This window comes from Vibrio tubiashii ATCC 19109 (assembly GCF_000772105.1).
GTDB lineage: Bacteria > Pseudomonadota > Gammaproteobacteria > Enterobacterales > Vibrionaceae > Vibrio > Vibrio tubiashii.
Map to the genome: position 1 here is coordinate 456,729 of NZ_CP009354.1, position 14,951 is coordinate 471,679.

Annotated in this window: 12 protein-coding genes; 5 read left to right on the forward strand and 7 right to left on the reverse strand. The window is 46.2% G+C overall.

All coding sequences use genetic code 11. The annotated features are described in order from the left end of the window. The first annotated feature begins 269 nt into the window (after positions 1–269). The 3 genes from IX91_RS02280 (at position 270) to IX91_RS02290 (ending at position 3,798) form a co-directional block, all read left to right on the forward strand. Positions 270–1,940, forward strand: coding sequence for a SulP family inorganic anion transporter (locus IX91_RS02280; protein WP_004742617.1), 1,671 nt, complete (start codon positions 270–272; stop codon positions 1,938–1,940). Between the two features lie 168 nt (positions 1,941–2,108). Continuing rightward, positions 2,109–3,026 carry an ABC transporter ATP-binding protein gene (locus IX91_RS02285; RefSeq protein WP_004742618.1) on the forward strand — a complete coding sequence of 306 codons (918 nt, stop codon included), beginning with the start codon at positions 2,109–2,111 and terminating at the stop codon, positions 3,024–3,026. A gap of 1 nt (position 3,027) precedes the next feature. Further along, positions 3,028–3,798: an ABC transporter permease gene (locus IX91_RS02290; protein ID WP_004742619.1), complete on the forward strand. Its 771-nt coding sequence runs from the start codon at positions 3,028–3,030 to the stop codon at positions 3,796–3,798. 325 nt (positions 3,799–4,123) lie between these two features. Here the strand turns inward: IX91_RS02290 and panC are convergent, their stop codons facing one another. The 7 genes from panC to sfsA form a co-directional block, all read right to left on the reverse strand. Next, on the reverse strand, positions 4,124–5,026 hold the full coding sequence (gene panC / locus IX91_RS02295; protein ID WP_004742620.1) for a pantoate--beta-alanine ligase: 903 nt from the start codon (positions 5,024–5,026) through the stop codon (positions 4,124–4,126). 11 nt (positions 5,027–5,037) lie between these two features. Beyond that, positions 5,038–5,832: a 3-methyl-2-oxobutanoate hydroxymethyltransferase gene (panB, locus tag IX91_RS02300; protein WP_004742621.1), complete on the reverse strand. Its 795-nt coding sequence runs from the start codon at positions 5,830–5,832 to the stop codon at positions 5,038–5,040. 22 nt (positions 5,833–5,854) lie between these two features. Further along, positions 5,855–6,340, reverse strand: a complete 486-nt coding sequence (folK, locus tag IX91_RS02305) for a 2-amino-4-hydroxy-6-hydroxymethyldihydropteridine diphosphokinase (RefSeq protein WP_004742622.1) — start codon at positions 6,338–6,340, stop codon at positions 5,855–5,857. Then, entirely contained in the window at positions 6,337–7,704 is a 1,368-nt protein-coding gene (gene pcnB / locus IX91_RS02310; RefSeq protein WP_004742623.1) for a polynucleotide adenylyltransferase PcnB, read from the reverse strand. The genes folK and pcnB overlap by 4 nt, the downstream gene beginning before the upstream one ends. Positions 7,705–7,785: 81 nt before the next feature. Beyond that, positions 7,786–8,676: a tRNA glutamyl-Q(34) synthetase GluQRS gene (gluQRS, locus tag IX91_RS02315; protein ID WP_004742624.1), complete on the reverse strand. Its 891-nt coding sequence runs from the start codon at positions 8,674–8,676 to the stop codon at positions 7,786–7,788. A gap of 70 nt (positions 8,677–8,746) precedes the next feature. Then, positions 8,747–9,193: an RNA polymerase-binding protein DksA gene (dksA, locus tag IX91_RS02320; RefSeq protein WP_004742625.1), complete on the reverse strand. Its 447-nt coding sequence runs from the start codon at positions 9,191–9,193 to the stop codon at positions 8,747–8,749. A gap of 139 nt (positions 9,194–9,332) precedes the next feature. Further along, the gene (gene sfsA / locus IX91_RS02325; RefSeq protein WP_004742626.1) at positions 9,333–10,046 is read right to left on the reverse strand and encodes a DNA/RNA nuclease SfsA; all 714 of its coding nucleotides are present in this window, start codon (positions 10,044–10,046) and stop codon (positions 9,333–9,335) included. Between the two features lie 55 nt (positions 10,047–10,101). Here sfsA and hrpB point away from each other — a divergent pair, with 55 nt between their 5' ends. Next, the gene (gene hrpB / locus IX91_RS02330) at positions 10,102–12,555 is read left to right on the forward strand and encodes an ATP-dependent helicase HrpB (protein WP_004742627.1); all 2,454 of its coding nucleotides are present in this window, start codon (positions 10,102–10,104) and stop codon (positions 12,553–12,555) included. Next, positions 12,552–14,915 (forward strand): penicillin-binding protein 1B, encoded by a 2,364-nt coding sequence (gene mrcB, locus IX91_RS02335; protein WP_004742628.1) that lies wholly within the window; start codon positions 12,552–12,554, stop codon positions 14,913–14,915. The genes hrpB and mrcB overlap by 4 nt, the downstream gene beginning before the upstream one ends. Positions 14,916–14,951: the final 36 nt, after the last annotated feature.

The following is a 14,951-nucleotide window of genomic DNA, read 5'->3' on the forward strand; positions in this document are numbered from 1 at the left end:
TAACCTATGAGTGATGAGATGCAATTAACACTTATCTCTTTCAAGTAACATTTGTTAAGGTGATGGAGTTAGCTACATTTCGCAGCAAATTTATTACATTTCGCGTGATGTTTAGCTACAAAAACTAAGGTTATTTTTTAACTACTCTCAATAACCAGAATAACCTAAAACCAGTACGTTGTGACTAGGTCCAAATCAAATCTCTGTTGCTCTCTGTCGAGTCGCGGAAACGTATTTGGGCTATGACGTGTTAGACATGGAGTAACGTTTTGTTTGTTAGTCGTTTTGAAGATATGAATCTCAAAGGAGATTTATTTGGTGGTGTCACCACGGCTATTATCTCTTTGCCTTTGGCGCTAGCCTTTGGTGTGGCTTCCGGAGCAGGAGCTGAAGCGGGTTTGTGGGGCGCGATCATGGTCGGTCTGTTCGCTGCTCTGTTTGGTGGGTCAAACACGCTAATCTCTGAGCCTACCGGTCCAATGACGGTTATCATGACCGCGGTGTTGACTAGCATGATGGCTAAGTACCCTGAAACAGGGATGGCGATGACCTTTACGGTCGTCATGATGGCCGGCGCATTTCAAGTTTTACTCGGGACATTAAAGTTAGGAAAATATGTAACTTTGATGCCATATAGCGTGATATCCGGCTTTATGTCAGGTATTGGCGTTATTTTGATTATATTGCAAATATCACCACTACTGGGGCAAGCCGCGCCTGCTGGTGGCGTTATGGGAACCCTGTCAGCGATTCCTGATATTGTCGCCAATATGAAGTTTAGCGAGTTGTTTTTAGGCTTACTAACGCTTGGTATTCTGTTTTTCTTCCCCAAGAAATATCGCCGCTATGTACCAGCACAGCTGGTCGCTTTGGTCGCGGTTACCTTACTCTCGGTCATCATCTTCGATACAGAATCTATTCGCCGTATAGGTGAAATTCCAGCAGGTCTGCCTTCACTGGTGATCCCCCATATCGATGCTGCGATGTTTACTGAGATGGTCATTGATGCTTTGGTGCTTGGCACACTGGGCTGTATTGATACCTTGTTGACTGCGGTAATTGGTGACTCTTTGACACGTAAAGAGCACGACTCGGACAAAGAGCTGCGCGGGCAAGGGTTAGCAAATATCATCTCTGGTCTATTTGGCGCTTTACCTGGCGCAGGCGCGACGATGGGGACGGTAACTAATATTCAAGTCGGTGCTCGTTCTCCTTTATCTGGCGTGGTTCGTGCGTTAATGCTTGCTTTGGTGGTACTGGTTGCTGGTGGGCTAACAGAACCGATCCCTATGGCTGTACTGGCCGGTATTGCGGTGTACGTAGGTTTTAATATCCTAGACTGGAGCTTTATCCAACGTGCTCACAAAGTTAGCTTTGCGGGTATGGCGGTGATGTACGGCGTAATGCTGCTGACGGTATTCGTTGATTTGATTGTAGCGGTTGGTCTTGGTGTATTTATCTCAAATATCATCATCATTGAACGCTTAAGTCGTGAACAAGCTCGTCAGGTTAAAGCCATCAGTGACGCAGACGAAGATGATGTGCCGCTCACTGATAGCGAGCGTGGATTGCTTGATATGGCGAATGGTAAGGTGCTGTTCTTCTATCTTTCTGGGCCAATGATTTTCAGTGTTTCAAAAGCGATATCTCGTCAACATACCAGCATTTCAGATTATGAAGTGATGATCTTAGATCTGACCGATGTGCCTATGATTGACGTAACGGTTGGCTTGGCACTTGAGAATGCGATTAAAGATGCACTCGATGCCAACTGTCAGGTTTATCTGCTGTGTCCGAACGAGAAAACTCGCCAGCAGCTAGAGAAATTCCACGTAATAGACTTAGTTCCTCAAGACAATACCTTCAAGTTCCGTTACGAAGCGCTTAGAGCAGCAGTCAAGCATGTTGATACCGATGAGCATCAGTTAGAAGCTGTATAAGCAACGACTTATTTAAGATAACTGACGCCACTAGAGGAAACTCTAGTGGCGTTTTTTTATCGCGACAAAATTCATTTCCAAAATATTCGAAAGGTTTAATTGTAATCATCGTTATTCAACGATAAACTGATTTACAAATAAGATGTAGCAATGGCAATCGTAAATAATATGTATGCATTAGAAATTGAGCAGCTGCGTAAAACCTATGCGGGTGGGTTTGAAGCGCTTAAAGGCATTAGTTTAAATGTCGCCAAAGGGGATTTTTACGCCTTACTTGGGCCAAACGGAGCAGGTAAGTCGACCACCATAGGGGTTATCTCTTCGCTAGTGAACAAGACTTCAGGTCAAGTTAAGGTGTTTGGCTATGATATCGACAAATCTCTAGAGCTAGCTAAGCAAAATCTTGGCTTAGTGCCGCAAGAATTCAACTTTAATCAGTTCGAAACCGTCGAGCAGATTGTGCTACAACAAGCAGGTTATTACGGCGTTCCTAAACAACTTGCTAAAGAAAGAGCTCAAAAGTATCTAACTAAGCTCGATCTTTGGGAAAAACGTAGCGAACGCGCAAGAAATCTTTCTGGTGGTATGAAGCGCCGTTTGATGATTGCGCGTGCGCTCATGCATGAACCACAACTGCTTATTCTCGATGAGCCGACGGCTGGGGTTGATATCGAATTACGTCGCTCAATGTGGGAGTTCTTGAAAGAGATCAACTCACAGCAAGGTATCACTATCATCTTAACCACTCACTACCTAGAAGAAGCGGAAATGCTGTGTCGTAACATCGGTATCATCAACAAGGGTGAGCTGATTGAAAACACCACGATGAAGGATCTGCTCGGCAAACTCCATGTTGAGACCTTTATTCTCGACTTAGCAGAAGGTAGCTCAGAGCCGCAGTTGTCTGGGGTAAATAGCCAGACATTTACCAACGGGTCTTTGGAGATTGAGATTGAAAAGACACAAGGTTTGAATGCGATCTTTACCCAACTGACTGAGCAAGGTATTCAAGTATTGTCTATGCGTAACAAAGCAAACCGTTTAGAAGAACTGTTTGTCAGTATTGTTAGAGAAGGAGGGCAGTAAGATGTATCAATTATATTGGACAGCCTTTTGTAGTCTGCTGACAAAAGAGGTCAATCGATTTACTCGTATTTGGGTTCAGACCTTGGTTCCGCCTGCAATTACGATGACACTCTACTTCATTATCTTCGGTAGCCTGATCGGCTCGCGTATCGGTGAGATGAACGGCTTTAGCTATATGGAGTATATTGTTCCGGGGTTGATTATGATGTCGGTGATCACCAACTCATATTCGAACGTAGCGTCGTCATTCTTCAGTGCCAAATTTCAGAAGAACATTGAAGAGTTGCTTGTAGCACCTGTGCCAAACTATGTGATCATTCTTGGTTTTGTTATGGGTGGCGTAGTGCGCGGTTTACTTGTTGGTACTATCGTCACCTTCGTCTCACTTTTCTTTGTTGATCTTCAGGTCGATCATTGGGGCATTATTATTGCAACGGTATTTATGACCTCGGTCGTGTTCTCACTCGGTGGCTTGATCAATGCCGTGTATGCTAAGACCTTCGATGATATTTCGATCATCCCGACCTTTGTTCTGACACCACTTACGTATTTGGGTGGCGTGTTTTATTCAATTAGCTTGTTGCCTGAGTTCTGGCAAGGTGTGTCTAAGATCAACCCGATCGTCTACATGGTTAACGCCTTCCGCTACGGTTTCTTAGGCGTATCTGATGTCGGTATTGTGACTTCGTTTAGTGTACTGGGTGTGTTTGTCGTCGCTTTGTATGCGGTAGCCCATTACCTAGTGACTCGCGGAATAGGGTTGCGTAGCTAGCAGTTTGCTGGGAACGGACTTCGTCCTATGGAGAGCGGGAGCGCTTCGCTTTTGGAAAACGGGAGCGGGCTTCGCCCTCCGGGAATACGAAGGTTGATTGTCTAAGGAATTCAATCAATCTTAGTTATCCAGTTATCCAGTTATCCAGTTATCCAGTTATCCAGTTATCCAGTTATCCAGTTATCCAGTTATCCAGTTATCCAGTTATCCAGTTATCCAGTTATCCAGTTATCCAGTTATCCAGTTATCCAGTTATCCAGTTATCCAAACAAAAAAGGCTTGGTTTAGTGCACCAAGCCTTTAATTTTTTCGCTTTATCTTGTCGCTATTCAGCGCTTTCTGATGGCGCTTCTGCCGTTTCTTCTTCTTTCGATTCAACCACCATTTCGACAACTTGGTTATCGATCAGGCGAGCTTTACCTAAGAAAGCAGACATTAGAATCACAGCTTGAGTGGTATCGGCTGTGATCGCTTGCAAGGTGCGGGCGTCGCGAATAAAGATCTCATCAGGCTGCAGACCTGCTGCGCGTAGCTGATCACTTGCATCTTCAATCACAGATGCGTAGTCATCGCGTCCGCCTCGCATAGCGCTGCTAATCCAACGCATAGTACGAGCCAAGACAGGAGCACGCTGACGCTCATCAATGGTCAGAAGGCCGTTACGTGAGCTCATTGCTAAGCCATCCATTTCACGCACTGTCGGCACACCGATGATTTCGATATCCATAGCCAAGTCTTCGGTCATCTTGCGAATTACCGCTAACTGTTGGAAATCTTTCTCACCAAAACAAGCGAAATCAGGCTGAACAATATTGAAAAGCTTGCTAACAACAGTGGCGACACCACGGAAGTGACCTGGGCGAGAGGCACCTTCAAGGATGTTAGATAGACCCGGAACCTCCACAGAGGTTTGATTCTCTACCCCATTCGGATAGATGATTTCAGGTGTCGGAGTAAAGACAACTTCAACACCTTCACCGCCTAGTTTGGCAAGGTCATCTTCCAGGGTGCGAGGGTAGTTGTTTAGATCGTCCGCACGGTCAAACTGCATTGGGTTAACAAAGATGCTCACCACAACAATTTCGGCGTGCTCACGCGCTTTACGAACTAAGGTTAAGTGGCCTTCGTGCAGGTTGCCCATGGTTGGAACAAAAGCCACCTTGCGTCCATCTCGCTTGTACTGCTTAATCTGCTCTCTAAGAGCGACAATTTCAGCAAAAGTTTGCATGACTATAATCCTTACGCGATGGTATGTGCGTCGCCAGGGAAAGCTCCGCTTTCGACATCTTCCTTGTATTTAGCTACAGCTTTGCGCATGTCGCCAGTTTCAGCAAGGAAGTTTTTCGAGAATTTTGGCATGTAGTTCGCTGCAATACCGAACATATCGTGCATAACTAGGATTTGACCATCAGTAGCATTTCCGGCACCAATACCAATCACTGGCACATCACACACTTCGGTGATGCGTGCGGCAAGTTCTTTTGGAACACATTCAAGCAAAATGATCTGTGCGCCTGCTTCTTGTAGAGCCAGTGCATCACGAACCATGCGATCGGCTTTATCTTGCTCGCGACCTTGTACCTTGAAACCACCAAAGATATTTACCGATTGTGGAGTCAATCCTAGATGGGCACACACAGGTACCGCGCGCTCTGTAAGCATTTTCACAGTGTCGACTAGCCAGTCGCCACCTTCAATTTTTACCATGTTTGCACCAGCACGCATCAGAGTCGCGGCATTTTCACATGCTTGCTCTGGTGTGGCATAGCTCATAAATGGCATATCAGCCATCAATAAACAGTTAGGGCTACCGGCACGAACACAGCGAGTATGGTAAGCAAGTTCTTCAACCGTCACAGGTAACGTTGAAGTTTCGCCTTGAAGAACCATACCTAGCGAGTCGCCTACTAGCAGTACTGGCATCTCTTGGCTTTCGAATAGCTGAGCGAAGCTCGCATCGTAAGCGGTAGAAGTTGCAAATTTACGACCTTCTTGCTTCCATTTCATTAGGTCGTTGATAGAAATTTTTTTCATGATTTTTCCTTACAGGAGTTGGCTATGATTGCCAAATACGCAGACCGTTTTGCTCAACGACTTTCAGTAAGTCTTCCAGTCTGGTCCCACATGGGAGGGTTAAATTTGGTGCGATTTCTGCGAGCGGGTAGAGTACGAACTCTCGCTCTTTCATTCCGTAGTGAGGAATGACTAGGCGCTCGGAATCCATCACCTCATTGCCATAAAGCAGAATATCGAGATCTAAGGTTCTTGGACCCCAACGCTCTTCTTTACGGACGCGCCCTTGCTCTTGTTCAATAGCTTGAGTGCTATCAAGCAGTTCAAGTGGCGTTAATTCTGTTTTTACTTCAACCACGGCATTGATGTAGTCAGGTTGGTCTTGAGGGCCCATCGGTGTACTGCTGTACAAGGATGAGCTACGCACGAACTCTGACTTAGGAAATTGTTTTAATGCATCAATAGCCGCATTGGCTTGAGAAACAGGATCGCTAAGATTGCTGCCTACTGCGATAAAGACCGTGATCATGACGATGCCTTAGGCTTTTTCTTACGGTAGTTCTTGCGGCGACGCTGCTTTGGTAGGCCTTCAGTTGAAGAATCCAAGTCGGCAACCATCGCTTGACGCATATTGCGACCCGCATTTTGGAAGGTTTCCCACCATTTGGCTAATAGTTCAGTATCACCTTGCTCAATCTCACCACGCATCTCAAGGAAGTCAAAGCCTGCGCGGAATTTGTTGAGTTCCATTAGGCGGAAAGCGCGCTTACCATTGCGACGGGGCATACGAAGCTGTAATTGCCAGATTTCGCGAATCGTCGCCGTGTGGCGGCGTGGAATGGCGATGGTGCGTACCTGATCATCAAGTACGTAGTTGCTGGCTTCCATGATCGCGTCATAGAAAGAGAGCTTACGCTTCTCCATTAACTGGTTGGCTTTCTCTTGCAGTGGGTACCACAGCATAGCAGCGAACATAAATGCTGGGTTAATGCGTTTACCTTCTTCGATGCGCTGATCGGTAGAATCTAATACCAGATCAAGCATCTGTTCGGTTTGTGATGAGTAATCTTCAGTAAAGAACTCTGCAATTGTTGGGAACAACTGTTGGAACAAGTTGTATTCACGCATCAGGTGGTAAGTTTCTAAACCATGACCTGATTGCAGCATCTTTAGTGATTCCTCATAAAGACGTGCTGGTGGAATGTCTTGAAGTAAGGTTGAGAGCTCTTCAATAGGCTCTGCAGTGTCTTCTTCAATATCGAAGTCGAGTTTTACTGCAAAGCGAATCGCACGCAGCATACGTACTGGGTCTTCGCGATAGCGCGTTTCAGGGTCACCGAGTAAGCGAATCAGTTTGTCTTCTAGATCTTCAATGCCACCGGCGTAGTCGTGAATGGAGTAGTCACCGATGCTGTAATACATCGCGTTGACGGTAAAGTCACGACGTTCTGCGTCTTCATCGATGGTGCCGTAAACATTATCACGTAACAGCATGCCTTCTTTTGACTGCTGAGAGACATTCTTGCTTGGTTCTTGGTGGTGACCACGGAATGTTGCCACTTCAATGATGTCGCGGCCAAACATAATGTGGGCTAGGCGGAATCGACGACCAATTAAACGGCAGTTTTTAAATAGCTGCCTGATCTGCTCTGGGGTAGCATTGGTTGCAATGTCAAAGTCTTTAGGTGCTTGACCGAGTAATAAGTCTCGAACGCCACCGCCAACAAGATATGCGTCGAAGCCTGCACCATGAAGACGGTATAGCACCTTCAATGCATTATCACTGATTTTTTTGCGCGAGATGTTATGCTCTTGGCGAGTAATAATATTTAAATCGAGTTCTGTAATTGCTCGAGATTCGCTGGGTGTATAGTCGTTTTTATTCATGTGCATTTGGCAATAATTGGTTAATCCAATCTTGCTTGAGTTTAGTTTTTTAGGCCCGCTAGGGGCGAATTTGCGGCTAATAATAGCCTACAGCGAGCGGTTTGAGAATAATGGTGTGATCTCAGTCGATGAAGGCAGTTGAGTTAGGTGCCAATTTTGTACCCCCCACTCAATGATTTCATCTATGCTCGAATGTCGAATTTCTTCCTTAATATCAAACCCTAAGAACGTCATCGCATCAAGCAATGCAGGTTTTGGGTTCTCATTATCAATCGCTTTCGCATGGTTTTGTTTGGATAACTTCTGACCATTTGTATCAAGTGCTAACGGAAGATGTAAATAGCCTACAGGGGCTTTATTTAGCATTTGATAAAGACTGATTTGTCTGCCAGTCGGCTCAATCAAATCTGCCCCGCGCACTACTTCAGTAATTCCCTGCTCGATATCATCCAATACTACTGCAAGGTTATAGGCAAATAACCCATCGCGGCGCTTTATAATAAAATCTTCATCTGCCAAGGCGTTTGGGATGTGCAAAGTGCTATGACGCTTATCTTCAAACTCGTACACCGGTTTTGTCATGCGTAATCGAATTGCGCACTGCTCATGATTGGTGAGGCCAAGGTCACGGCAAGTGCCCGAGTAGAAACCACCAAGCGCTTTAATTTGCTTACGTGTGCACTGGCAGTAATACGCTTGTCCGCTTGCTAACCAACGCTCAATTTGCGCTTGATATAAGTCGTGTCGTTGACTTTGGTAAACCACCTCACCATCCCAAAACAGACGGTATGCTTCTAAGGTTTGTAAAATTAAACAAGCGGCACCGGGCATTTCGCGTGGTGGATCTAAGTCTTCAATTCTGACCAACCATTGACCATGATTTGCTTTCGCTTGGAAATAACTGCCTAAAGCGGCAATCAAGGAGCCAAAATGCAATGGGCCGGATGGAGATGGTGCGAAGCGACCAATATAACTCATACTATTTTTATGCCGTGATACAAACCAAAAAGGGAGCCAAAGCTCCCTTCAATAGTCATTGCAAGAGTGATTAACCCTGCATTTGCTTCTCTTTGATTTCTGCAAGAGTCTTACAGTCAATACAAAGGTCTGCGGTTGGACGAGCTTCTAGACGGCGAATACCGATCTCGATGCCACAAGATTCACAAAAGCCGAAGTCATCGTCTTCGATCTTTGTTAGTGTTTTCTCGATCTTCTTAATCAGGCGACGCTCACGGTCACGGTTGCGTAGCTCTAAGCTGAACTCTTCTTCTTGAGAAGCACGGTCAACTGGATCTGGGAAATTTGCTGCCTCGTCCTGCATGTGGTGTACAGTGCGGTCAACTTCTTCCCTGAGCTGGTTGCGCCAAGCTGATAGAATTTTTGTAAAATGAGCCAACTGCTCAGGTGACATGTATTCTTCACCTGCTTTTTCTTGGTATGGCTCAACCCCTGCAATGGCTAGGATGCCTAGCGCTTTTTTCTTTGAGTCTGGCATGCAGCATCTCCTACTAACACCTAGTCAACTGCGCTCGCAGTTATTTTTAAGGCGGGTATCTATAGCAAAAAGAATCTTTGGAGGCAAATACTTGAGGTTAAACTTACTGTCAATGTGAAGGTCACATCATTTTTTGCCGTTAATGGCTAAATTCGAGTGACTTGACCAGTTTAATCTCATCGCTTGAAAGCTCTGCCTTGTAGCACAGTACTTCCACCCCTTGTTCTTGAGCGTATTTCAGTAATTGTGAATATTTGGCGTCTATATGGAGTGCTGGAGCGACTTTTTCAATCCCTGAATGTAAAACAGTGAATAAAAGTACTGCTCTGCTTCCAGAATGCACCATTTCTGTGAGCTCTCTCAGATGCTTTTGTCCACGAGTAGTGACTGCATCTGGGAAATACCCTTGGCCTTGTAAATCCTCATCCAATAAGGTGACGCTTTTAACCTCTATATAGCATTTTGGTTGATTTTCTGATTTGAGCAAGATATCAATCCGGCTATTTTCATTGCCATATTTCACTTCAGTTTGAAGTTGGTCATAACCTTGCAGTTCACTAATCACACCTGCTTCTATCGCTTCCACAGCTAACTGGTTCGCGCGCGCGGTATTTATACAGATGCGATGACCTTGACTGGTCTCCGATAATTCCCAGCTATTCGGGTACTTACGCTTAGGGTTATCCGACGTTGAGTACCAAACTTTATTTCCTGGCGTAGCGCAGCCTGTCATTGCACCTGTATTGGCACAGTGGATAGTGCACTCACTGCCATCCGGTAAAGTAATGTCGGCGAGAAAGCGCTTATAGCGTTTGATTAATGTTGCGGATTCTAATGATGGTTCAAACTTCATTTAGCACTGTTTTTATGTACAATAGTTGCCAACATTACACCACAAGGTTTCTCCTTTGTCACAATTGCCTATTCAGGGCGTGATGCCAGAGCTCATCTCTGGTGTGCGCAACAATTCACAGCTCATTCTTAAAGCAGCCCCAGGTGCGGGTAAATCAACCCATTTTCCGCTGCAACTGATTAAGCACAATGTGGTTAAACGTAAGATTATTATGCTGGAGCCGAGGCGACTCGCCGCGCGTAATATTGCCCGTTACCTTGCCGATCAGCTTGGAGAGCAGGTTGGACAGCGAGTGGGTTATCGTGTTCGTGGAGAAAATAAAACCAGTCCACAGACCCAGTTGGAAGTGGTGACCGAAGGTATTCTGACTCGCATGATTCAATCCGATCCGGAATTGACCGGCGTCGATCTGGTGATCTTTGATGAGTTTCATGAACGCAGTATTCATGCTGATACTGCGCTCGCGTTTTGTTTGGAGATCCAAGAAGCGCTGCGCGATAATCTTAAATTAGTAGTGATGTCAGCGACATTAGATCAACTCGCTCTATCTCGTTTGTTGCCTGACGCTGAATACGTTGAATCTCAAGGCCGAAGCTTCCCAGTTGAGCACCGATATGTCCCCGCTAAGCCAAATGAACGCTTAGAAGATCAGATGGCGAAGCAGATCACCTCGCTGATAGAAAACGAATCCGGTTCTTTATTGGCTTTTCTACCGGGAGTGGTGGCAATCAAACGTGTTGAAGAGCGGTTGCAGCATCTAGCGAGTGATGTTCAGATTTGTCCCCTCTATGGGCAGCTAGACTTTGCGCAGCAGCAAGCCGCAATCCAACCGGCTAAAAATGGCGAGAGAAAAGTTGTATTGGCCACCAATATTGCAGAAACCTCACTGACCATTGAAGGGATTAGACTGGTTGTTGACTCAGGTTATGAGCGCGTAGCGAAATTTGATCTGAAAAGTGGTGTCACTCGCTTAGAACAAACTCGGATTGCTCAATCATCTGCAGAGCAAAGATCGGGACGTGCTGGGCGTTTAGAGCCTGGTATTTGTGTGCGGTTGTATTCTGAAGGACAGCTCAATCAACAGCCTTATGTGCCTTCACCGGAAATATTGCATTCAGATTTGTCCAATCTCGTATTGGAGCTTGCTCAGTGGGGAGCGCAAACGCCTGCTGATTTAAGTTGGTTAGATGTACCGCCCGAAAGCGCGATAAATCAAGCCAGAGCCTTGCTTGTGCAGCTTGGACTATTAGACAGAAAAGGTCAGTTAACTGAAGCCGGTAAACTGGCCGCGAAGTTGGGATTGGAGCCTAGAGCTTGCGCTATGCTTGCCAAAGCGAAAGACTCAAGCGAGACCGCTGCGGCAGTTATCGCTCTTCTGGAGGAGCCTGAACGTAACACATTGGACTTTATGCACAGTGTGCACCGTTTAAAGCTGGGTAAACACAGCAAGCAAAAACTGGTGATTGAGCGCGCACGGACCATTGCCAAGCGCATCGGTAGCGATTTCTCACTGACTAGCATCGACGAGTCATCCGTTGCCTGTTTGTTGGCGCTCGCTTTCCCTGATCGAATTGCTCAGGCTCGTACCAATCAACTAGGACGTTTCTTACTTGCCAATGGGCATGGGGCGCAGCTAGAAGACAGTCAAAGACTCGCTGCTTGCGATTATATTGTCGTGATTGACTTGATGCGCGGTCAATCGGAATCCTCACAAATATTTTCTGCCTTGGAACTTGATCTTGCGTCGCTGCAGCAGCGTTCACCAGAGCTGTTTACATCAATAGAATTGGTTGATTGGGATGAGCAAAAAGGTCGTCTGATTGCTGAATGTCAGACAAAACTCGGCCGCTTAGTTATTGGGAGAAAAGCGCTGCCTGAACCGCCACGCGAAAAAATGACGCAAGCTTTACTTAACTTCGTTCAACGTAAAGGGCTTTCAGTATTAAATTGGACACCGCAAAGCGTTGAGCTCTTAGAACGTATGCGATGCGGGCAGGAATGGTTGCCGGAACAAGAGTGGCCCCAGTTAGATGAAGCAGGGCTAATGAATCACTTGTCTGATTGGTTAGAGCCTTACCTAAATGGTGTAGGTTCAGTAAAGGCATTGGCAAAGGTGGATTTAAGCGCGGCGCTATTGGCTTATCTAGGCTGGCCGCTAAATCAAGAGATAGACAAGTGGCTGCCAACACATTACCAAGTGCCAACGGGCAGCAATAAGAAAATTCGCTATCAGCAAGGGCAGGATCCAGTCTTGTCGGTACGGATGCAGGAAGTATTTGGTGAACAGGCTTCGCCTGAAATTGCTCAGGGTAGGAAGCGTTTGGTGCTAGAACTACTTTCTCCTGCGCAAAGACCACTGCAAGTAACGCGAGATCTGGCGAGCTTTTGGCGTGGCGCTTACAAAGAAGTGCAGAAAGAGATGAAAGGGCGCTACCCCAAGCACGTTTGGCCGGACGATCCAGCTAACCATGTGGCGACAACGAAAACCAAAAGACAGCTAAACTCATGACCAAGAAATCAACGTCGGCAGGCACTAAAAAGACAACCAGTAAGCCTGTGCGTAAACGCGCGACTAAATCCCCAAAACGGAGCCCGAACAAGAAGCCACAGCGTTCTTGGTTAAAGGCTATCTGGAGCTTGAGCTGGAAGCTTGCTTTAGCCGGTATCGCTGTGTTGCTGGTGGTCGGCATCTATCTTGATACACTGGTGAAACAGCGCTTTGAAGGACAGCTTTTCGACCTACCGACAGTGGTTTACGCACGTATTCTTAACCTAGCGCCAGGGGATTCGATTACCATCCAAGAGGTGCGCAATGAGCTGGATGTACTTAACTATCGTAAGGTGCGCCAACCCCGTTATCCCGGTGAGTATTCATCATCGTCAACTAAGATCGAGCTAATACGTCGTCCGTTTGAGTTTAGTGACGGTCCTGAGCCAGATCGTCGCGTGATGCTCCACTTCTCGAAAAATAATCTTGAGCGGATTCAATCGTTAGAGACCAAAGGTGATCTCGGTTATCTGCGTATTGAGCCTAAGATGTTAGGAATGCTTGAGAAAAACCATGATGAGCAAAGGCTATTTGTTAAACGTGTGCAATTTCCAGAAGTGATGATCGATGCCTTACTGGCTACTGAGGATCGTGATTTTTATCATCACGATGGTGTGTCACCATTAGCGATAGCTCGTGCACTAATAGTGAATGTTAAGGCAGGGCGAACGGTTCAAGGGGGAAGTACCCTTACTCAGCAGTTAGCGAAAAACCTATTTTTATCAAGCGACCGAACATTGTGGCGTAAGATCCGCGAAGCTTATATCGCTCTAATTCTTGATCACCGCTACAGCAAAGATCGGATCTTAGAGGCGTATCTTAATGAAGTGTATCTAGGGCAAAGCCGCGGTCAGGCAATTCATGGTTTTGGCTTAGCGGCTCGGCTTTATTTCGGTCAGCCTATTCAAGAGTTACGTATCGATCAGTTGGCTTTGTTAGTTGGTATGGTGAAAGGTCCTTCATACTACAATCCAATCCGTTTCCCAGAGCGTGCCAAAAAGCGACGTGACTTAGTACTAAGATTGATGATGCAACAGGGTACGCTAACTGCGAATGAGTATGATATGGCCGCCAGTCGACCGTTGGATATTCAAGATAATCCACAGATAGCCAGTCGTCAGCCTGCGTACTTCCAACAGTTGAAAATTGAGCTGAGAGAGAAAGTGGGCGAAGCTTTCCAGTCAGATGTTGGCTTGAAAGTCTTTACCTCACTAGACCCTGTTTCTCAGCATGAACTCGAGCAGGCTATAGCGAAGAAAATCCCGCAACTTGCTAGCGTTGCGGGTAGGTCTTTAGAGGGTGCCGCTGTCGCCGTTGATCGCCATAGCGGAGAAATTCGCGCTATGGTTGGTGGTAAACGCACGGGCTATGACGGTTTTAACCGCGCGCTAAATGCCAGTCGTCAAATTGGCTCTCTGGCTAAGCCGGCAGTTTACTTAACCGCGCTTGAGCAGCCGGAGAAATACAACCTCGCGACGACTTTGCATGATAAGCCAATCAGTTTAAAGGGCAGTAAAGGTAACGTTTGGTCGCCGCGTAATTATGATCGTAAATTCCGTGGTGATGTTCCGCTATATATTGCCTTAGCCAAGTCATTAAATGTGCCAACTGTTGAACTAGGGATGCAAGTAGGCATACCTAGCGTAGTTAAAACCTTAGAAAAGTTAGGCGTGGATAAAAGTGAAATTCGCCCTGTGCCGTCGATGTTCCTTGGCTCATTCACACTGACGCCATTCCAAGTGGCACAGATGTATCAAACCCTGACCAACTCAGGTAAGCAGGCTAGGTTGTCCGCGCTCCGTTCAGTCATCGATTTAGACGGTAATGTTTTGTATCAGTCACTGCCAAGAGTGTCACAAACCGTTGATCAGCAAGCGGCATGGCTGACCACTTATGCGATGAAGCGTGGGGTACTTGAAGGGACGGGGCGTTACCTTAATAGCCAATTTGGCTGGGCTGCACTAGCAGGTAAAACAGGCACCAGTAACGATACCCGTGACAGTTGGTTTGTCGGTGTTGATGGGCGCGAGGTGACTACCATATGGTTAGGTCGAGATGACAACAAACCGACTAAGCTGACAGGCTCTAGTGGCGCATTGAGAGTTTACGCTGAGTATCTAAAGCATCGAATTCCAGAGAAATTAACCCTGCCTTGGCCGCAAGGTGTCAGCACTTTAGGTTTTGCGAAAACAGCGCAGGGTAGTTTAGATCTTGATTGTTCTAATCAGTTTAAATTACCGGTGTGGGATGTTGGCGGCAGTCTGAAAAAACAGTGCGAGAATCAACCCAAACAATGGATAAAAGAATTATTTAGTTGGTAGTAATCATTGTGTTGAATATTAATACTTTACGGCGAT

Bases quoted from the DNA above. Each gene is read 5' to 3' on its own strand.
- panB (WP_004742621.1), bottom strand. From the start codon at position 5,832: ATGAAAAAAATTTCTATCAACGACCTAATGAAATGGAAGCAAGAAGGT.
- dksA (WP_004742625.1), bottom strand. From the start codon at position 9,193: ATGCCAGACTCAAAGAAAAAAGCGCTAGGCATCCTAGCCATTGCAGGG.
- IX91_RS02285 (WP_004742618.1), top strand. From the start codon at position 2,109: ATGTATGCATTAGAAATTGAGCAGCTGCGTAAAACCTATGCGGGTGGG.
- pcnB (WP_004742623.1), bottom strand. From the start codon at position 7,704: ATGCACATGAATAAAAACGACTATACACCCAGCGAATCTCGAGCAATT.
- panC (WP_004742620.1), bottom strand. From the start codon at position 5,026: ATGCAAACTTTTGCTGAAATTGTCGCTCTTAGAGAGCAGATTAAGCAG.
- IX91_RS02290 (WP_004742619.1), top strand. From the start codon at position 3,028: ATGTATCAATTATATTGGACAGCCTTTTGTAGTCTGCTGACAAAAGAG.
- folK (WP_004742622.1), bottom strand. From the start codon at position 6,340: ATGATCACGGTCTTTATCGCAGTAGGCAGCAATCTTAGCGATCCTGTT.
- gluQRS (WP_004742624.1), bottom strand. From the start codon at position 8,676: ATGAGTTATATTGGTCGCTTCGCACCATCTCCATCCGGCCCATTGCAT.
- sfsA (WP_004742626.1), bottom strand. From the start codon at position 10,046: ATGAAGTTTGAACCATCATTAGAATCCGCAACATTAATCAAACGCTAT.
- mrcB (WP_004742628.1), top strand. From the start codon at position 12,552: ATGACCAAGAAATCAACGTCGGCAGGCACTAAAAAGACAACCAGTAAG.